Annotated in this window: 15 protein-coding genes; 4 read left to right on the top strand and 11 right to left on the bottom strand. The window is 72.1% G+C overall.

Going from position 1 to position 19,769, the window contains the following annotated elements:
* Window positions 1-93: 93 nt before the first annotated feature.
* The 4 genes from TNCT1_RS36710 to TNCT1_RS24595 form a co-directional block, all read right to left on the bottom strand.
* Window positions 94-225: a hypothetical protein gene (locus TNCT1_RS36710; protein ID WP_143635873.1), complete on the bottom strand. Its 132-nt coding sequence runs from the start codon at window positions 223-225 to the stop codon at window positions 94-96.
* Window positions 226-541: 316 nt separating this feature from the next.
* Entirely contained in the window at window positions 542-1,084 is a 543-nt protein-coding gene (locus tag TNCT1_RS24605; protein ID WP_143635871.1) for a GNAT family N-acetyltransferase, read from the bottom strand.
* A gap of 111 nt (window positions 1,085-1,195) precedes the next feature.
* Window positions 1,196-2,827: an L-glutamate gamma-semialdehyde dehydrogenase gene (gene pruA / locus TNCT1_RS24600; protein WP_143635869.1), complete on the bottom strand. Its 1,632-nt coding sequence runs from the start codon at window positions 2,825-2,827 to the stop codon at window positions 1,196-1,198.
* Window positions 2,828-2,866: 39 nt separating this feature from the next.
* Window positions 2,867-3,793, bottom strand: coding sequence for a proline dehydrogenase family protein (locus TNCT1_RS24595; RefSeq protein ID WP_143635867.1), 927 nt, complete (start codon window positions 3,791-3,793; stop codon window positions 2,867-2,869).
* Window positions 3,794-3,958: 165 nt separating this feature from the next.
* Between TNCT1_RS24595 and TNCT1_RS24590 the strand changes: the two genes are divergently transcribed.
* Complete coding sequence (locus TNCT1_RS24590; RefSeq protein WP_373920502.1) at window positions 3,959-5,176, top strand: PucR family transcriptional regulator; 1,218 nt, start codon at window positions 3,959-3,961, stop codon at window positions 5,174-5,176.
* Between the two features lie 4 nt (window positions 5,177-5,180).
* Here TNCT1_RS24590 and TNCT1_RS24585 read toward each other — a convergent pair whose 3' ends face one another.
* A complete protein-coding gene (locus tag TNCT1_RS24585; RefSeq protein WP_143635863.1) occupies window positions 5,181-5,753 on the bottom strand; it encodes a TetR/AcrR family transcriptional regulator in 573 nt (190 codons plus the stop codon).
* 98 nt (window positions 5,754-5,851) lie between these two features.
* Here TNCT1_RS24585 and TNCT1_RS24580 point away from each other — a divergent pair, with 98 nt between their 5' ends.
* Entirely contained in the window at window positions 5,852-7,399 is a 1,548-nt protein-coding gene (locus TNCT1_RS24580; RefSeq protein ID WP_143635861.1) for an MFS transporter, read from the top strand.
* Window positions 7,400-7,488: 89 nt separating this feature from the next.
* On the opposite strand, the gene serA is transcribed toward TNCT1_RS24580, so the two are convergent.
* The 6 genes from serA to TNCT1_RS24545 form a co-directional block, all read right to left on the bottom strand.
* Window positions 7,489-9,078, bottom strand: a complete 1,590-nt coding sequence (gene serA, locus TNCT1_RS24575; RefSeq protein WP_143635859.1) for a phosphoglycerate dehydrogenase — start codon at window positions 9,076-9,078, stop codon at window positions 7,489-7,491.
* Between the two features lie 229 nt (window positions 9,079-9,307).
* Complete coding sequence (gene ilvC, locus TNCT1_RS24570; RefSeq protein WP_143635857.1) at window positions 9,308-10,306, bottom strand: ketol-acid reductoisomerase; 999 nt, start codon at window positions 10,304-10,306, stop codon at window positions 9,308-9,310.
* Window positions 10,307-10,424: 118 nt separating this feature from the next.
* Window positions 10,425-10,949 carry an acetolactate synthase small subunit gene (gene ilvN / locus TNCT1_RS24565; RefSeq protein ID WP_030216544.1) on the bottom strand — a complete coding sequence of 175 codons (525 nt, stop codon included), beginning with the start codon at window positions 10,947-10,949 and terminating at the stop codon, window positions 10,425-10,427.
* Window positions 10,950-10,977: 28 nt separating this feature from the next.
* Window positions 10,978-12,825: an acetolactate synthase large subunit gene (locus tag TNCT1_RS24560; RefSeq protein WP_174266435.1), complete on the bottom strand. Its 1,848-nt coding sequence runs from the start codon at window positions 12,823-12,825 to the stop codon at window positions 10,978-10,980.
* A gap of 243 nt (window positions 12,826-13,068) precedes the next feature.
* Entirely contained in the window at window positions 13,069-16,095 is a 3,027-nt protein-coding gene (locus TNCT1_RS24550; RefSeq protein WP_174266434.1) for an EAL domain-containing protein, read from the bottom strand.
* Window positions 16,096-16,467: 372 nt separating this feature from the next.
* A complete protein-coding gene (locus tag TNCT1_RS24545; protein ID WP_143635848.1) occupies window positions 16,468-17,421 on the bottom strand; it encodes a 2-hydroxyacid dehydrogenase in 954 nt (317 codons plus the stop codon).
* A 73-nt stretch (window positions 17,422-17,494) separates the two neighbouring features.
* Between TNCT1_RS24545 and TNCT1_RS24540 the strand changes: the two genes are divergently transcribed.
* Complete coding sequence (locus TNCT1_RS24540) at window positions 17,495-18,493, top strand: aldo/keto reductase (RefSeq protein ID WP_143635846.1); 999 nt, start codon at window positions 17,495-17,497, stop codon at window positions 18,491-18,493.
* A 98-nt stretch (window positions 18,494-18,591) separates the two neighbouring features.
* On the top strand, window positions 18,592-19,764 hold the full coding sequence (locus TNCT1_RS24535) for a sorbosone dehydrogenase family protein (protein ID WP_143635840.1): 1,173 nt from the start codon (window positions 18,592-18,594) through the stop codon (window positions 19,762-19,764).
* Window positions 19,765-19,769 lie beyond the last annotated feature (5 nt).

The following is a 19,769-nucleotide window of genomic DNA, read 5'->3' as shown; positions in this document are numbered from 1 at the left end:
GCGGACATGCGGGCCGCCGACCGCCTCCGGGGTACGGCGCGGCGCGGGCCGCGCCGCACCCCGGGCGGGTGCGGCTCCCGGATCGGCGCCGGCTCAGTGGCCGGTCTCGCCGCCGTTGTCGCGGCGGTCGAGGGCGCGCTGGAGGGCGGCGGCTGCGTTCTTGCGCTCGGACTCGGTCGAGCGGGACACGTGGCGGACGCGGCGGCGGATGGTCGTCTCGGCCATGATGAATCGACTCCTTCGGGAAACCGGAGTGCGGCAAGGGGGTTGCGAGACTCCCGCACTGCCTAATGGGCGCGGGCGGGGCCCCCGATGGCGGCGAGCGGCGCCGCAGGGGTTGCCTGCACGGGCCCGGCTCACGACCGCCGTTCGCTGGATCGAGCGAGACGTTCGGCTGCTACAAAACTAAGCGAGGCCGCCGCGCCTGTCTGCACAATTACTCGGACTTCCTACTATCTGAGACGGCGGATCCCGTCACACGGCCATGACCTGCGCTTTGTCCATGGCCCCGGACGCGGCGGACGGACGCACCGCGGGGAGGTCAGACGACATCCCCGTCCCGCCAGTCGAAGACCAGGTCATGAGCCGGGTCGAGCGGCCGCCCGGTGCCGGCCGGCCGCAGCAGGACGCTTCCCTCCTCCTCCGGCAGCCGGACGACGCCGCCGGGCGAGAGGGCGCACACCCGTCCGTCCCACCGCTGCCAGCCCCGGGCCGCGTACAGCGGGGCGCCGTCCTCGCTCGCGCAGAGCGCGCCGAGGTCGTAGGCCCGGTCGACGATGTGCTCCAGGGCCGCCATCACGCGCCCGCCGAGCCCGGTCCGGCGCACGTCGGCGCGTACGGCGACGGCCTCCACGTATCCGGTGCGCAGCCAGCGGCCGCGGTGCAGCGTCCGGCGCATCACGACCGAGCCGTGCGCGGCGAGCCCGGCGCCGTCGTGGACGAGGGCGTGCATGCCGCCGAGGCCGTGGTCCCAGTCCTCGTCGCTGAAGTCGCCGTCGAAGGCGTCGTCCAAGAGGGCCCGGACGGAGCGGAGTTCGGCGGACGCCAGAGCGGAGGTGTGGGCGGTGCGCAGACGAGGGGTCATGGCACCAGCATCCGACGCGGCCGCCGTGCTCGTCGCCCGGAAATGGCATCGGGCCGGGAAGCCTGCTCGGGGGTCAGGCTTCCCGGCCCGGGTTCACGGGGCGGGCGGAGGTCAGCCCATGTGCGGGTAGGAGTAGTCGGTCGGCGGGACCAGGGTCTCCTTGATGGCGCGGGTCAGGGTCCAGCGCATCAGGTTCTGCGGGGCGCCCGCCTTGTCGTTGGTGCCGGAGGCGCGGCCGCCGCCGAAGGGCTGCTGGCCGACCACGGCGCCGGTCGACTTGTCGTTGATGTAGAAGTTGCCCGCGGCGTAGCGGAGCTTGTCCATCGTGTACGCCGCCGCGGCGCGGTCGCCCGCGATGACCGACCCGGTGAGGGCGTAGTCGGAGACCGACTCCATCTGGGTCAGCATCTCGTCGTACCGCTCGTCCTCGTAGACGTGCACGGCGAGGAACGGGCCGAAGTACTCGGTCGTGAAGACCTCGTTCTCCGGGTCGGTGCACTCGACGACGGTCGGGCGGACGAAGTAGCCGACCGAGTCGTCGTAGGTGCCGCCCGCGACGATGGTGCAGGTCTCGTCCGCCTTGGCGCGGTCGATGGCGGCCTTGTTCTTGGCGAAGGAGCGCTCGTCGATGACGGCGCCGATGAAGTTCGACAGGTCGGTGACGTCACCCATGGTCAGGCCGTCGACCTCGGCCGCGAACTCCTCCTTGAAACCGGAGTTCCAGATGGACGTCGGGATGTAGGCGCGGGAGGTGGCCGAGCACTTCTGGCCCTGGTACTCGAAGGCGCCGCGGGTCAGGGCGGTCTTCAGGATCGCGCGGTCGGCGCTCGGGTGGGCGACCACGAAGTCCTTGCCGCCGGTCTCGCCGACCAGACGCGGGTAGGAGCGGTACTTCTCGATGTTGTTGCCGACCGTCTTCCACAGGTACTGGAAGGTCTTGGTCGAACCGGTGAAGTGGATGCCCGCGAGGTCCCGGTGCTCTAGGGCGACCTTGGAGACCTCGATGCCGTCGCCGGTGACGAGGTTGATGACGCCCTTGGGCAGGCCCGCCTCCTCCAGGAGCTGCATGAGCAGCACGGCGGCGTGGGTCTGCGTCGGGGACGGCTTCCACACCACGACGTTGCCCATGAGCGCGGGGGCGGTGGGCAGGTTCGCGGCGATGGCGCTGAAGTTGAAGGGCGTGATCGCGTAGACGAAGCCCTCCAGCGGGCGGTGGTCCATGCGGTTCCAGACGCCCGGGGAGTTCGCCGGGGGCTGCTCGGCGAGGATCTGGCGGGCGTAGTGGACGTTGAAGCGCCAGAAGTCGACGAGCTCGCAGGGGCTGTCGATCTCGGCCTGCTGGGCGGTCTTGGACTGGCCGAGCATGGTGGAGGCGGCGATGGTCTCGCGCCAGGGGCCGGACAGCAGCTCGGCGGCGCGCAGGATGATCGCGGCGCGGTCGTCGAAGGACATCGCACGCCAGGCCGGGGCGGCGGCGAGGGCGGCGTCGACGGCGTCCCGGGCGTCCTGCTGGGTGGCGTGCCGCCCGGTGCCGAGGACGGCCTTGTGGTTGTGCGGCTGGACGACCTGGAAGGGCTCACCGCCGCCGAGGCGCTTCTCGCCGCCGATGGTCATCGGCAGCTCGATCGGGTTCTCGGCCAGCTCCTTGAGCTTGGCCTCCAGGCGGGAGCGCTCGGGCGAGCCGGGGGCGTAGCCGTGCACCGGCTCGTTGACCGGGGTGGGGACCTGGGTCACAGCGTCCATGGGTTCCTTGACTCCTTGTGCGTGAGCGGGTGTTCGGGCTCAGCCCTTGCTGACCATGCTGCGCAGGAAGAAGCGCAGGTTCGCCGGCTTCTCCGCGAGACGGCGCATGAAGTAGCCGTACCAGTCGGTGCCGTAGGCGGTGTAGACGCGCATGCGGTGGCCCTCGGCGGCCAGTCGCAGGTGCTCGTCGCCGCGGATGCCGTACAGCATCTGGAACTCGTACTCGTCCAGCTTGCGGCCGGCCCGGTGGGCCAGCTCCTGGGCTATGGAGATCAGACGCGGGTCGTGGGACCCGATCATCGGGTAGCCCTCGCCCTCCATCAGCGTCTTCAGGATACGGACGTACGCCTTGTCGATCTCGTGCTTCTGCTGGTACGCGACCTCGGCGGGCTCCTTGTAGGCGCCCTTCACCAGGCGCACGCGGCTGCCGGACTCGGCGAGACGGCGGGCGTCGGCCTCGGTGCGGAAGAGGTAGGCCTGGATGACGCAGCCGGTCTGCGGGAAGTCCGTCCGCAGCTCCTCGTGGATGGCGAACATCGAGTCCAGGGTGGTGTGGTCCTCGGCGTCGAGCGTGACGGTGGTGCCGATGGCGGCGGCGGCCTCGACGACCGGGCGGACGTTGGACAGCGCCAGCTCGTGCCCGCCCTCCAGCGCCTGGCCGAACATGGACAGCTTGACGGACATCTCGACCTTCTCGCCCAGGTCCAGCTCCTTGAGCCGGCCGATCAGCTCGAGGTAGGCGTCCCGGGCGGCGCAGGCCTGCTCGGGGGTGGTGATGTCCTCGCCGACGACGTCCATCGTCAGCTCCAGGCCCCTGGACGTCAGGTCCCTGACGATCGGGACGATGTCGGTCACGGTCTCGCCGGGGATGAAGCGGTCCACGACCTGCTTTGTCACCGGGGCCGCCGAGATCAGGCGTCGCATCCGGTCGCTGCGCGACGCGGCGAGAATCACGGGACCCAGCACGGGGCACCTCCACTACAAAGCACCGAAGACAGGCCGGTCCCGACGATTCGGGTACGGCACGGAGAACCACCGTGAAACCTAGGGATTTCTCCGATCGTCTGCCATCGACAGCTGTCACGCATCCGCGGCCGCGATCTCAGACAGATGTATGAAGAGGGCGGGAGAATGCGGGAGAATGCGGGGGTGACGTCGGACTACAAGGCTGACTACCAGGAGCTGGTGGACGAGATCTCGGAGCTGCTGGGCGTCCCGGCGACCCTGGAGAACCGGGACTTCGAGCTGATCGCGTTCGGCGCCTACGACAGCGAGGGCGACCTGGATCCGTCGGCCCTGGACCCGGTGCGCACCCGCTCGATCCTGACCCGGCGTTCCACCGCGGCGGTGCGGGAGTGGTTCGAGGGCTTCGGCATCACCCGTGCCAGCGCTCCGGTGCGCATCCCGCCGACCCCGGAGGCCGGCGTCTACCGCGGGCGCATCTGCCTGCCGGTACGCCACCGGGGCGTGGTGCTCGGCTACGTCTGGCTGCTGGACGACGACCCCGGCCCGACGGAGGCGCAACTGGGTGCGGCCATGCAGGTGACGGGCCGGATCGGCGCGCTGCTAGCGGACGAGCAGCGGGCGGGCGCGGGGCTCGGCCGGGAGCTGCGGGCGGTGCTGACCGCGGAGCGCGGCTGGCAGCAGGACATGGCGGTGGCCGAGCTGCGCACCGCCCTGGGGGTGCGCGCGGACGGCCCGCACACCCTGGTCTGCGTCGCCCCCTGGCCGTCGCCCGACCCGGACGACGCGCCGTCCGTCCGCACGGTGCCGCACGCCACGGCGTTGTGCACGGTCCCGTGGGGGGCCACCGCGCAGAGCCTGGCGGTGCTGGTGCGGCTGCGCTCGGCGGACGTGACGACACCGGCGCTGACGGCGGCGTCGCGGGTGCTGAAGGAGCCGGCGGGGGCGCGCGGCGGCCGCCGGCCCCGGGAGGCGGTGGCCGCGGGGGTCGGCGAGCCCCGGATCGGGCTCGCCGAGCTCGGCGAGGTGTGGCAGGAGGCGTCCGCCGCCGCGCGCGCCGCGCTGGCCGAGCCGCGGTTCGGGCCGGTCGCCGAGTGGCGGCACGTCGGGCCGTACCGGCTGCTGACCTCGCTGCCCCCGCAGACCGCGCACGACCCCGCGGTCGGCCCGCTGCTGGCCCCGGCCCACCGGGAGCTGGCCCGTACCGCGGAGGTCTACCTCGACTGCGCCGGGCAGGCCGGCCGCACCGCGGCCGAGCTGGGCGTCCACCGGCAGACCCTGTACTACCGCCTGTCCCGCGTCGAGCAGCTCACCGGCCTCGACCTGGACGACGGCGAGGACCGGCTGCTGCTGCACATGGCGCTGAAGCGGGCGCGGCTGGCCTGAGCGGTCAGCCGCCGGCGGCCTCGATGATCCGGCGCAGGCCCTCGGTCAGCGCCTCCCCGTCGGGGGCGGTCTTCGGGTCGAAGGTCCACTGGGCGATGAGCCCGGTCATCAGGGTCAGGTAGAACCGGCCGAGGGTGTCCGCCGTCTCGTCGGACACCTCCTCCTCGGGGGCGTCCGTCATCAGGGCGACCAGGCCGCGGCCGCCCTCGCGCTGCGCGGCGGCCAGGTGGTCGCGCAGCTCCGGCATGTCGAGGGTCATGACCTCCATGCTCAGCCGCCACAACGAGCCCGGTTCCCGCATGGTGCCGACGATGCCCGACCACACCCACCGGAAGCGCTCCAGCGATCCGGGCGCGCCGGCGGGCTCGGCGTTCGGGCCGTCGAAGGCGCCGGACATGCCTTCCACGAGGGCGACGTAGGCCTCCGCGAGCAGGGCGTCCTTCGAGCCGTAGTGGTAGCCGATCGAGGCCAGGTTGGTCCCCGACGCCTTGACGATGTCGCGCGCCGTGGTGCGCGCGAAGCCCTTCTCCAGCAGGCAGCTCTTGGCGCCTTCCAGCAGATCCTCGCGGTGTCCCATGCGGGCCAGCCTAGCGCCGGATCCATACATCCGTCCTAGACGCGTGACTTATACAAGCGTTCTAGACAAGCGTTTAAGACGCTCGTACAGTCACCGTCATGACGAACCCGACGCGCAACGACTCCCCCGGCGGCCGTGCCGGGCGCCGCGAATGGACCGCGCTCTGCGTGCTGATGCTTCCACTGCTGCTGGTCTCGATGGACGTCTCCGTCCTGTACTTCGCCATCCCGGCGATCAGCGCGGATCTGGAGCCGAGCGGCACCCAGCAGCTCTGGATCTTCGACATCTACGCCTTCGTCCTGGCCGGGCTGCTGATGACCATGGGCGCGCTGGGCGACCGCATCGGCCGGCGCCGGCTGCTCCTGGCCGGCGCCGCCGCCTTCGGCGCCGCGTCCCTGGTGGCGGCCTACGCCGACAGCGCGGAGACCCTGATCGCGGCCCGCGCGGTCCTCGGCGTCGGCGGCGCCACCCTGATGCCGTCGACCATGGCGCTGGTCCGCACGATGTTCACCGACCCCGCCGAGCGGGCGAAGGCGATCGGCATCTGGTCCGGCGTGATGACCGGCGGCATCGCGCTCGGCTCGGTGCTCAGCGGCGTCCTGGTCCAGTACTTCTGGTGGGGCTCGGTCTTCCTGGTCAACCTGCCCGCGATGGCGCTGCTGCTGCTCCTCGGCCCGGTGCTGCTGCCCGAGTCCAGGAATCCGGCGCCCGGCCGCTTCGACCTGCTGAGCGTGCCGCTGTCGATGGCCGCGGTGCTCCCCGTGGTCTACGGCCTCAAGGAGATCCCGTCCGAGGGCTGGCACCCGCGGTACGTCGTCCCGGTCACCGTGGGCCTGCTCTTCGCGGCGCTGTTCGTCCACCGCCAGCGCACGGCCGCCTCACCGATGATCTCCCCCGCCCTCTTCCGCGGCCGCGGTTTCGCCCCCGCGGTCGTCCTGAACCTCGTCTCCTCGCTGGCCATGATGGGCTCGGCCTTCTTCACCACGCAGTACCTGCAGTCGGTGCTGGGCAAGAGCGCGATGGAGGCGGCCCTGTGGGCGCTGCTGCCGTCGGTGCCGATCGGCCTGGCGGCCCCGGCCTCGACCGCGCTGGTCCAACGGGGCGTGGACCGCGCCCACGTGGTCACCGCGGGCTTCGCCGTCGCCGCGGCGGGCTACGGGATGCTGGCCCTGACCGGCACGGACTCGCTCTGGCTCGTCCTCGCCGCCTGCGGCGTGCTGGCGTCCGGCATCGTCATGGTGATGTCCCAGATGACGGACCTGGCGATGGGCACCGCTCCGGTGGAGCAGGCGGGCGCGGCCTCGTCACTGCTGGAGACCGGCCAGGAGTTCGGCGGCGCGCTGGGCATGGCGGTCCTCGGCTCCATCGGCACGGCGCTGTACCGCCACGGAATGCCGGCCTCGGCGCCGGCCGAGGCGCACGAGACCCTGGGCGGCGCGCTCGCGGTCGCCGGCCGGCTGCCGGGGCGCACGGGTGACGCCCTGGCGGCCGCGGCCCGGGAGGCGTTCACCACCGGGATGCACGGGGCGGCGGTCACGGGGGCGGCGGTGCTGGTGCTCGCCGCGGTCGCGGCGGCGGCGACCCTGCGCGGGATCGACGCACGACGGACGCCCGCGGAGACGGCCGAGGTGGAGGCCGCGGCCTGAGACCGCCGGGGCGCACGAGGCCACCGCGACACGAAGAAGCGCCGGACGGGTCCACGACCCGTCCGGCGCCTTTCGGTCCACGGTCCGGATCAGACCAGGTTCACCGAGCGGGCGGACGTCGCGCCGATCTCCTCCGCGACCTCGGCCAGCACGCCGGCGGCCACCGTGTCGTCGACGGTCAGGACGGCCAGCGCCTCGCCGCCCGCGGCCGCGCGGGCGACCTGCATGCCGGCGATGTTGAGGCCGGCCTCGCCGAGGATGCGGCCCACGGTGCCGACGACGCCCGGGCGGTCCTCGTAGCGCAGGACGACCATGTGGTCGGCGAGCGCGAGGTCGACGTCGTACTCGCCGACCGCGACGATCTTCTGCAGGTGCTTGGGGCCGGCCAGGGTGCCGGAGACCGACACCTCCTCGCCGTCCGCCAGCGTGCCGCGCACGGTCACCACGTTGCGGTGCTCGGCGGACTCGGAGCTGGTGGTCAGGCGCACCTCGACGCCGCGCTCCTGCGCGAACAGCGGGGCGTTGACGTACGACACCGTCTCGTCGACGACGTCCTCGAAGACGCCCTTCAGCGCGGAGAGCTCGAGCACCTTCACGTCGTGCTGGGTGATCTCGCCGTACACCTCGACGTCGAGGCGGACCGCGACCTCGCCCGCGAGGGCGGTGAAGATGCGGCCGAGGCGCTCGGCGAGCGGCAGGCCCGGCTTGACGTCCTCGGCGATGACACCGCCCTGGACGTTCACCGCGTCCGGCACCAGCTCACCGGCGAGCGCCAGGCGCACCGACCTGGCGACGGCGATGCCCGCCTTCTCCTGGGCCTCGTCCGTGGAGGCGCCGAGGTGCGGGGTGCAGACGACCTGGTCCAGCTCGAACAGCGGGGAGTCCGTGCAGGGCTCCTTGGCGTACACGTCGAGGCCGGCGCCGGCCACCCGGCCCTCCTTCAGCGCCGCGTACAGCGCCGCCTCGTCGACGATGCCGCCGCGGGCCGCGTTGACGATGCGCACGCCGGGCTTGACCTTGCGCAGCGCCTCGTCGCCGATCAGGCCGAGTGTCTCGGGCGTCTTCGGCAGGTGGACGGTGATGAAGTCGGAGACCTCGAGCAGCTCGTCGAGGGACAGCACCTTGACGCCCATCTGCGCGGCCCGCGCGGGCTGCACGTAGGGGTCGTAGGCGACGACCTTCATGCCGAAGGCGGACATGCGCTGCGCGACGAGGGCGCCGATGCGGCCCAGGCCCACCACGCCGAGGGTCTTCTCGGCCAGCTCGACGCCGGTGTACTTGCTGCGCTTCCACTCGCCGTTCTTCAGCGCGGCGTTGGCCTGCGGGATGTTGCGGGCGGTGGCGAGGAGCAGGCCGCAGGCCAGCTCGGCGGCGGTCACGATGTTGGAGGTCGGGGCGTTGACGACCATCACGCCGGCCTTGGTGGAGGCGGAGACGTCGACGTTGTCCAGGCCGACGCCGGCTCGTGCGACGACCTTGAGCTGCTTGGCGGCGGCGATGGCCTCCGCGTCGACCTTGGTGGCGGACCGGATCAGGATCGCGTCGACGTCGGCGATGGCGGGGATCAGCTCGGCGCGGTCCGCGCCGTTGCAGTGCCGGATCTCGAAGTCGGGGCCAAGCGCGTCGACGGTGGCGGGCGACAGCTCTTCAGCGATGAGTACGACGGGTTTCGAGCTCACGTGAGTCCTCACAAGTCCCATGCGGACGGCCGTCCCGACGGCCGCTGGCGGTGGAGGGGGGCTACCGCGGAAGACGCACGACGCTGTGGGCCTGACGCGTATGTTGTGCAGCAGTCTAGTGGCGTGCAGGAGGCCGTCTTGCGCCTCTTCGGAAGGATCACCCGTCCGTGGCTGGACGGGGTGGACAAAGGGGGCCGGAGCAGTCTGCCCCGACCCCCTGACGTGGGGCTTACGCCTCCTCGTTCACCCAGCTCATCAGCTTGCGGAGCTGCTTGCCGGTGGTCTCCAGCAGGTGCTCGGAGTCCTGCTGCTTGTACTCGTTGTACTTCTTCAGACCGCCGTGGTACTCGTCCATCCAGTTCTTGGCGAAGGAGCCGTCCTGGATCTCGGCGAGGACCTTCTTCATCTCGGCCTTGGTGGCGTCGGTGATGATGCGCGGGCCGGTGACGTAGTCGCCCCACTCGGCGGTCTCGGAGATGGACCAGCGCATCTTCTCCAGGCCGCCCTCGTACATGAGGTCCACGATCAGCTTCAGCTCGTGCAGGCACTCGAAGTAGGCGATCTCGGGCTGGTACCCGGCCTCGGTCAGGGTCTCGAAGCCCGCCTTCACCAGCGCGGCCGTGCCACCGCACAGGACGGCCTGCTCGCCGAACAGGTCGGTCTCGGTCTCCTCGGTGAAGGTCGTCTTGATGACGCCGGCCCGGGTGCCGCCGATGCCCTTGGCGTAGGACAGGGCCAGCGCGAAGGCGTTGCCGGAGGCGTCCTGCTCGACGGCGGCGATGCAGGGAACGCCGCGGCCCTCCTCGTACTGACGGCGGACCAGGTGGCCCGGGCCCTTCGGGGCGACCATGCAGACGTCCACGCCGGCCGGGGGCTTGATGAAGCCGAAGCGGATGTTGAAGCCGTGGCCGAAGAACAGCGCGTCGCCGTCCTTCAGGTTCGGGGCGATGGACTCCTCGTAGACCTGGCCCTGGATCGGGTCCGGGACGAGGATCATGATGACGTCCGCCTCGGCGGCGGCCTCGGCCGGCGTCACCACGCGCAGGCCCTCCTCCTCGGCCTTGGCCTTGGACTTGGAGCCCTCGTGCAGACCGACGCGGACGTCGACACCGGAGTCGCGCAGCGACAGCGCGTGGGCGTGGCCCTGGCTGCCGTAGCCGATGACCGCGACCTTGCGGCCCTGGATGATGGACAGGTCGGCGTCAGCGTCGTAGAACAGCTCGGCCACTTTGGGTTCTCTCCTTGGTGTGCAGTTTGTGCTCTCACCGTATGCCGGTGAGGGGGAAGGAAGTCTCGGGGTCTCGGCATACGGGCGGACGGTGCGCGCCGGCCGCCCGTACTCAGCGTTACGCGGATCGGTCCAGAGCGCGAAGCGACCGGTCCGTGATCGAACGGGCGCCGCGGCCGATCGCGATCGTGCCGGACTGGACCAGCTCCTTGATGCCGAACGGCTCGAGCATCTTGAGCATGGCGGACAGCTTGTCGCTCGATCCGGTGGCCTCGATGGTCACCGCCTCCGGGGAGACGTCCACCGTCTTGGCGCGGAAGAGCTGGACGATCTCCACGATCTGCGAGCGGGTCTCGTTGTCGGCGCGGACCTTCACCAGGACGAGTTCGCGCTGAACGGCCTGGCCGGGCTCCAGCTCCACGATCTTCAGCACGTTGACGAGCTTGTTGAGCTGCTTGGTGACCTGCTCCAGCGGGAACTCCTCGACGCTGACCACGATGGTGATCCGGGAGATGTCGGGGTGCTCGGTGACACCGACGGCGAGCGAGTCGATGTTGAAGCCGCGGCGGGAGAAGAGGGCGGCGATCCGGGCGAGGATGCCGGGCGTGTTCTCCACCAGGACGGAGAGCGTGTGCTTGGACATGTGTGGTCTTCCTCTTCGCTCTTCCGGCTCAGTCGTCTTCGCTGTCGCCGAAGTCGGGGCGGACGTCCCGGGCGGCCATGATCTCGTCGTTGGAGGTGCCGGCGGCGACCATCGGCCACACCATCGCGTCCTCGTGGACGATGAAGTCGACGACGACCGGGCGGTCGTTGACCGAGTTCGCCTCCTCGATGACCTTGTCCAGGTCCTCCGGACGCTCGCAGCGGATCGCGTAGCAGCCCATGGCCTCCGACAGCTTCACGAAGTCGGGGACCCGGGTGCCCCTGGCCTCCGGGTTGACGTCGTCCGGACCGGAGTGCAGGACGGTGTTGGAGTACCGCTGGTTGTAGAACAGGGTCTGCCACTGGCGGACCATCCCGAGGGCGCCGTTGTTGATGACGGCGACCTTGATCGGGATGTTGTTCAGGGCGCAGGTGGTCAGCTCCTGATTGGTCATCTGGAAGCAGCCGTCGCCGTCGATCGCCCAGACCGTGCGCCCGGGCTGCCCGGCCTTGGCGCCCATCGCGGCCGGGACGGCGTACCCCATCGTCCCGGCGCCGCCGGAGTTCAGCCAGGTGGCGGGCTGCTCGTACTGGATGAAGTGCGCGGACCACATCTGGTGCTGGCCGACGCCGGCCGCGAAGATCGTGCCCTCCGGCGCGAGCCGCCCGATGCGCTCGATGACCGCCTGCGGGGACAGCGAGCCGTCCGCGGGCTGGTCGTAGCCGAGCGGGTAGGTCTCGCGCCAGCGGCTCAGGTCGCTCCACCAGGCGGTGTAATCGCCCTCGTGGCCCTCGCTGTGCTCCTTCTGCACGGCCTGGACCAGGTCGGCGATGACCTCGCGGGCGTCCCCGACGATCGGCACGTCCGCGGCGCGGTTCTTGCCGATCTCGGCGGGGTCGATGTCGGCGTGGACGATCTTGGCGTACGGGGCGAAGCTGTCCAGCTTGCCGGTGACGCGGTCGTCGAAGCGGGCTCCGAGGGCGACGATCAGGTCGGCCTTCTGCAGCGCGGTGACGGCGGTGACCGCACCGTGCATGCCCGGCATTCCCACGTGCAGCGGGTGGCTGTCGGGGAACGCGCCGAGCGCCATCAGGGTGGTGGTGACGGGCGCTCCGGTGAGTTCGGCGAGGACCTTCAGCTCGGCGGTGGCCTTCGCCTTGATCACGCCGCCGCCGACGTAGAGGACGGGACGCTTCGCCGCGGTGATCAGCTTGGCGGCCTCGCGGATCTGCTTGGCGTGCGGCTTGGTGACCGGGCGGTAGCCGGGCAGGTCCGTGACGGGGGGCCAGGAGAAGGTGGTCCGCGCCTGGAGGGCGTCCTTGGCGATGTCCACCAGGACCGGGCCGGGGCGGCCGGTGGAGGCGATGTGGAAGGCCTCCGCGATGGTCCGCGGGATGTCCTCGGCCTTGGTGACCAGGAAGTTGTGCTTGGTGATCGGCATGGTGATGCCGACGATGTCCGCCTCCTGGAAGGCGTCCGTGCCGATCGCCTTGGACGCGACCTGCCCGGTGATCGCCACGAGCGGCACCGAGTCCATGTGCGCGTCGGCGATCGGGGTGACCAGGTTGGTCGCGCCCGGGCCCGACGTCGCCATGCAGACGCCGACCTTGCCGGTGGCCTGCGCGTAGCCGGTGGCCGCGTGGCCGGCGCCCTGCTCGTGCCGGACCAGCACGTGCCGGACCCTCGTCGAGTCCATCAGCGGGTCGTAGGCGGGCAGGATCGCACCGCCGGGGATGCCGAATACCGTGTCCGCGCCGACCTCCTCGAGGGAGCGGATGAGGGACTGCGCACCCGTGACGTGCTCGACGGGGGCGGACTGCTGTCCTCCGGATCGGGGCCGCGGCTGCGGATGGGCCCCGGTGGCCTGCTCGGTCATCGGCATTCTCTTCTCGATGCTGAGGTCTTATGCGAGATTTGGGCGGAGTCGTGGCGCTGCACGAAAGGCGCTCGTGCAACAAAAAACCCCTCGTGCCGGAAGGCAAGCGAGGGGAGCGCGCCGGGGAGGTCGCTGGGTGTTCCGGATCGTCCTCCGGTGGTTCCCAGCTCAGCCGACGCGCTGTCCAAGTACGAGAATTCGGGTGCGCATGGGACTGACCCTCCCCCCGGCACGCACCACGTGTCAAGTGGGTGGGACGGGCGTCTCATTATGTGAGCGAAGGCCGCTGCCACCTCCGATGACGGCGGTCATTCCTCCGGCGTAGACCCCGGCCGCCCCGGCGGCGAACGCCGGCTCCGCGGGGGCGTGCGGCACCGGGTAGTGGCCGGCGCCGAGCGCCTGGCGCAGCCGGTACTCGTCCAGCGGGCCCGCGAACGCGCTGCCCTGGCCGTGGGTGCAGCCCATCGCGCGCAGCGCGGCCACCTGCTCCGGCAGATCCACGCCCTCGGCGACGGACTGGAGCCCGAGATCGCCGGCGATCCTGAGCAGCCCGCTGGTGATCTTGTACAGCTGTGTGGACTCCACGACTCCCTCGACCAGGCTGCGGTCCAGCTTGAGGATGTCCACGGGCAGCCGTCTGAGCGCCGTGATGGCCGCGTGGCCGCTGCCGAAGCCGTCCAGCGCGATGCGCACGCCCATCCGGCTGAGCGCGGTCAGCCGCCGCTCCAGCTCCTCCAGCGAGGCCCGGTGGCCGGTGTCGGACAGCTCCAGCACCAGCGCGCCGGGCGGCAGCCCGTGCCGGGTCAGCAGCGCCTCCAGGGTGCCCAGCGGCATCGAGCGGTCCAGCAGCCGCCGGGCGCTCAGCCGCACCGCGACCGGTACGACCTGCCCGGCGGCCGCCCGCTCCGCGGCCTGGTCGACCGCCTCCCGCAGGATCCAGCGGTCCAGCTCGGCGGTCTTGTCGCCGTCCTCGGCCACGCGCAGGAACTCGGCCGGGGTGAACAGCACCCCCTGGGAGGAGCGCCAGCGCGCCAGCGCCGAGACGGCCGTGATCCGGCCGTTGCCGAGGCTCACCACCGGCTGGTGGAGCAGCGTGAACTCGCCGTCGTGCAGGGCGGCGCGCAGCCTGGTGGCCAGCTCCGCCTTGCGTACGACGTCCTGCTGCATCTGGGGCCGGTACAGCTCGACGCGGCCCTTTCCGGCCGACTTCGCGCGGTACATCGCGAGGTCGGCGTTGCGCAGCAGCTCGCCCGCGCCGAGGCCCGGCTCGGCGAAGGCGACGCCGATGGAGGCGTTGACCCGGACATCGTTGCCGTCGATGGCGTAGGGCTGGGAGAGGGTGGTCCTGAGGCGGTCGGCGAGCTCCAGGATGTTCCGCTCCCGGGCGGCCCGGTCGCGCGAGCCGTCCCCGGCGATCAGGGCCGCGAACTCGTCGCCGCCCAGCCGGGAGGCGGTGTCCCCCTGCCGGACCGCGTCCTGGAGTCTGCGGGCGGCCTGGACGAGCAGTTCGTCCCCGGCCTGGTGCCCGATCGTGTCGTTGACGGCCTTGAAGCCGTCCAGGTCGATGAAGAGCACCGCCGTGCCCCGCAGGGCGGCGCCCCGGTCGGTGGCGCGGCGACCGGACAGGGCCTGCTGCACGCGCCGGGTGAACAGCGCGCGGTTGGGCAGGTCGGTGAGCGGGTCGTGCTCGGCGTTGTGCTGCAACTGGGCCTGCAGCCGCACTCTTTCGGTCACGTCCCGGCTGTTGAAGATCAGACCGCCGTGGTGGCGGTTGACGGTGGACTCGACGTTGAGCCAGCCGCCCCCGCCCGACCGGAAGCGGCACTCGATGCGGGTGGTGGGTTCGTCGGGCGGGCTCGCGGCGAGGAAGCGGCGCACCTCGTGCACGACACAGCCGAGGTCCTCCGGGTGGATGAGCGCGGCCAGTTCGGTGCCCACCAGGTCCTCGGCGGGCCGGCCGTAGACCCCGGCGGCGGCCGGGGATACGTAGCGCAGGATGCCGTTGGGCGCGGCGATCATGATGACGTCGCTGGAGCCCTGCACCAGGGAGCGGAAGTGGTTCTCCTTCTGCGCCAGTTCCTGGGTGAGGGTGATGTTGTCCAGCAGCATGATGCCCTGCCGCATGACGAGCGCCAGCACGACGGCGCCTGCGGTGACCAGGACGACGTGGTCCGGCCGGCGGCCGTTGAGGACGTTGTAGAGGATGCCCAGGGTGCACACGGCGGCGGCCAGGTAGGGGGTGAGCGCGGCCAGGGAGCCGGTGATCGGCCGGCCGGGCAGGTACCGCGGGTGCTCGCCGCCGTCCGGTGCGGGCGGGGCGGCGTGCGGCCGGCCGGGGCCGCGCTGTCCCGGCAGGTGTTCGTGGACGACGCGCGAGTGGCCGTCGGACGCGTGCCGTTCGGTGTCCGGCGGCCCGGGGCGGCGGGGCGCGGCCCAGGGGGCGTAGGCGAGCAGCAGCGAGCCGGCGAACCAGCCCGCGTCCAGCAACTGCCCGGAGTGGTAACTGCTGTGCAGCAGCGGTGAGGTGAACAGCGCGTCGCACATCACGGTCAGCGCGAGCGCGCCGATCGCGGTGTTGACCGCCGTGCGGTTGCCCGTGGACCGGCGGAAGTGCAGTGCGAGCACCATGCTGACCAGCACGATGTCCAGCAGCGGGTACGCCAGCGACAGCGCGGTGTGCGCCACGCTCGGCCCGTCGAACCGGGCGGCCTGGGCGAGCGCGAGGCTCCAGGACAGGGTCAGCAGCGAGCCGCCGATCAGCCAGGCGTCCAGCGTGAGACAGATCCAGCCGGCCCGGTTCGCCGGCCGCTGGGCCAGCACCAGCAGGCCCACGATGGCGGGCGGGGCGAAGCACAGGAAGAACAGGTCGGCGTAGCTCGGGCTGGGCACGGGCCGGTCCAGGACGACCTCGTACCACCCCCAGACCGCGTTGCCGAGGGACGCCATCGCGGAGGAGAGCGCGAAGAGCAGCCAGGCGGGCCGGAAGCGGATCCGGGGCGCGCGGGCATGGCGGAAGCAGGAGACGGCGGCGGCGCCGGCCGCGGCGCTCAGCCCGAAGTCACCCATGACGAGGGCGACTTCCCGCGAACCCCAGTCACACATGGAGCCGATCGCGTAGGCCCCGCAGACCAGGGCCAGGACGAGCTGGGGTACCAGCCGCGAGCCCTGCGCGGCGGACGGCGGCCGGGCGGCCGCCGGGGCCGGCGGCGCGGCGGCGGCGGCGAGCGGCGCACCGTCGAGGGTGCCCGTCAGGGCGGGCGGGGCGTTCACCGGGGCCTCCCGGTGAGCGCCGCTCCCGGCTCCCCGGTGTCCCGGTGCGCCGTGTGCCTCCTGCGGCCGGCCGGTTTGCGGTGGCAGTGATGGCTCGTGTGACGGCCGCGTCTGCGCGCGGCCGTGCGCCAGGGCCTCCGCCGGCGGCTCCGCCGCGTCGGATCGTTCGTCCATAGGCCGTGCATCGCCCGTCGCCCCCCTCACAAGTCCGATCTGTCCGTCCCCGGCGCCCACGGTCGGCGGCGCTGCCCCTGTCGGGACGATACACCAGTGTCGTCACTCAGGGACATAGCTTCTCTACGCTCCGTGACGATCAGCCAAGATGTCAACACGTAACGCGTTCGAAAGATTGCGGAGGGTGCCGAGGGCGGGTCAGGTCCCCGTAGTGAGGATCACGTTCCGCAGCGGCTCGTGGTTCACGAACCGGTGCAACTGGTCCACGAGCAGCCGTTTCGCGCGCGGCAGGAAGGCCGAGGTCGGCCCGCCGACGTGCGGGCTGATGAGCACGCCGGGCGCCGTCCACAGGGGGTGCCCCGGCGGCAGCGGCTCGGGGTCCGTGACGTCGAGGGCGGCGGTGATGCGCCCCTTCTCCACCTCGGTGAGCAGCGCCTCTGTGTCCACGACGGGCCCGCGGGAGACGTTGACGAGCAGCGCCCCGTCCTTCATCAGGCCCAGGAAGTCCGCGTTCACCAGCCCCCTGGTCGCCTCCGTCAAGGGCGTGGAGAGGATCACCACGTCGGCTTTCGGAAGCAGTGAGGGCAATTCGGTGAGCGGATGCACGGGACCGCGCGCTGTGGTGCGCTCCGAGCGCGCAACGCGCGCCACCCGCGCGAGTTCGAAGGGCGCGAGCCGGTCCTCGATGGCGGCGCCGATGGCGCCGTAGCCGACGATGAGGGCGGTCCGGTCGGCGAGGGCGGGGTGGAAGCCCCCGCGCCACTCGCCCCGGTCCTGGGCCCGGACGAAGTCGGGGATGCCGCGCAGCGAGGCGAGGACGAGCGCGAGGGCCAGCTCTGCCGTGCTGGCCTCGTGGACTCCGCGCGCGTTGCACAACCGGACGCCCGCGGGCAGGTGCCGCAGCCCGGGTTCCAGGTGGTCGACGCCGGCCGACAGCGTCTGCACGACCCGCACGGTGCTCATGCCGGCCATCGGGCGCAGGCCGACGCCGCCCGGGCGCATGTACGGCACGACGTAGAAGGCGCAGTCGGCGGGGTCGCCCGGAAACTCCCGTTCGCCGTCGTCGCCCCCGTCCCAGAACAGGTAGCGGGGTCCCTGGGGCAGCCCCTCGATCTCCTCCGGCGCGATGGGAAGCCACACGTCATGTGTCATGGCAGGAGGCTATGTCAGGCCCGCGGGCGCGGGGCGTTAGGTTGGGGACCGGACGAGGGAGGTTCGCGAGCAGGTGGAGCGCAGGACGATCGGCGCGAGTGCGCTCGCGGTGGGGGCCGTCGGACTCGGATGCATGCCGATGAGCTGGGCGTACACCGCCTCCCGGCAGCGGGGCGAGGAGTCGGTCAGAGCCGTGCACCGGGCGCTGGACGCGGGTTCGAGCCTGCTGGACACCGCCGACATGTACGGCCCGTTCACCAACGAGCTGCTGCTGGGGCGGGTACTCAGGGAGCGGCGCGGGGACGCCTTCGTGTCGACGAAGGTGGGGCTCCTCGTCGGCGAGCAGCACATCGTGGCCAACGGCCGCCCCGGCTACGTCAAGCGGGCCTGCGACGCCTCGCTGCGGCGGCTGCAGACGGACGTGATCGACCTCTACCAGCTCCACCGCGCCGACCCCGAGGTCCCCGTGGAGGAGACCTGGGGCGCCATGGCCGACCTGGTGCGGGCCGGGAAGGTGCGGGCGCTGGGTCTGTGCGCGGTGGGCGCGCGCGCCGGGCGCCGCTCCGGCGGCCGGATCCACGACACCACGCTGCGCCAGCTCCACCGGGTGCAGCAGGTCTTCCCGGTGAGCGCGGTGCAGGCGGAGCTCTCGGTGTGGTCCCCGGAGGCGCTGGACACGCTGCTGCCGTGGTGCGCGGCGCGGGGCGTGGGCTTCCTGGCCGCGATGCCGCTGGGCAACGGCTTCCTGACCGGCACGCTCACGCCGGGCGAGGGCTTCGAACCGGACGACGTGCGCGCCAGGCACCCCCGCTTCACCGCCGAGATGATGGCGGCCAACCAGCCGATCGTGGCCGGTCTGCGCCGGGTCGCCCGCCGGCACGGCGCGGACGTCACCGCGGCGCAGGTGGCGCTGGCCTGGGTGCTGGCGCAGGGCCGTCAGGTGATCGCGCTGCCCGGCACCAAGCGGGAGCGCTGGGCCGGGGAGAACGCGGCGGCGGCCGCGCTGCGCCTGACCGCGGAGGACCTGGCCGAGGTGTCCCGGCTGCCCGCGGCGCAGGGCTCCTGGGACTGAGCGGCCCGGCATGCCGTGCGCGCCGGACGGGAACCCGGGCCGGACCGGCGGAGTATGAGAGGGAGAGACTCCGGTACGTCCGCCGCTGCGAAGGGACCATGATCGTGCAACGCCGAGTTGTGACGGCCGTGTTGGCCGCGACCGCGCTCCTGCTGACGGCGGGCTGCTCCTCCGGCGACGGCCAGGGCTTCCCGGGTGACGACGGGAGCGGCACGGCCCGCGCGCCGGCGACGGTCACCGCCCCGTCCGGCCGGGCCGCCGAGCCGGCGCCGCCGGCCAGGGGCTCGGTGAAGGTGCTGCGCACCGTCGCCGACGGCCTGAAGACGCCGTGGGGCCTGGCCGCGCTCCCCGGCGGCGGACTGCTGGTCTCCTCCCGGGACGACGCCACGATCACCCGCGTCGACGAGAAGACGGGCCGCAAGACCGAACTGGGCACGGTCTCCGGGGTCTCGCCCGCCGGCGAGGGCGGTCTGCTCGGCATCGCCCTCTCCCCCGGCTTCGCCTCGGACCACATGATCTACGCCTACTTCACCTCGGCCTCGGACAACCGCATCGTCCGGATGCGGTACGACGCGGCGAAGCCGGCCGGTGAGCAACTGGGCGCCCCGGACACGATCTTCAAGGGCATCCCCAAGGGGGTCATCCACAACGGCGGCCGCATCGCCTTCGGCCCGGACGGGATGCTGTACGCGGGCACGGGCGAGAGCGGCGACCGCGGTCTGGCGCAGGACAGGAAGTCGCTGGGCGGCAAGATCCTCCGCCTGACCCCGGAGGGCGAACCGGCCCCCGGCAACCCGTTCCCCGGCTCCCCCGTGTACTCGTACGGCCACCGCAACGTCCAGGGCCTGGCCTGGGACTCCCGGCAGCGTCTGTTCGCCTCGGAGTTCGGCCAGGACACCTGGGACGAGCTGAACGCGATCGTGCCGGGCGGCAACTACGGCTGGCCGGACGCCGAGGGACGCTCCTCCGACCGCCGCTTCCGTAACCCGGTGGCCGAATGGCACACCGACGAGGCCTCTCCGAGCGGGATCGCCTACGTCGACGGGGTGATCTGGATGGCCGCCCTGAAGGGCCAACGGCTGTGGCGCATCCCGCTGCGCGGCACCTCCGCCTCGGCCGCCCCCCAGGCCTTCCTCACCGGCGAGTACGGCCGGCTGCGCACCGTCGTCCCGGCGGGCGACGGCAGGCTCTGGCTGGTCACGAGCAACACCGACGGCCGGGGCACACCGAAGAAGGGGGACGACCGGGTGCTGGAGGTCTCGGTGCGGTGACCGGC

The sequence above is a fragment of the Streptomyces sp. 1-11 genome, from assembly GCF_007176755.1.
Classification (GTDB): domain Bacteria; phylum Actinomycetota; class Actinomycetes; order Streptomycetales; family Streptomycetaceae; genus Streptomyces.
This window is presented reverse-complemented; position numbering and strand designations above follow the sequence as displayed.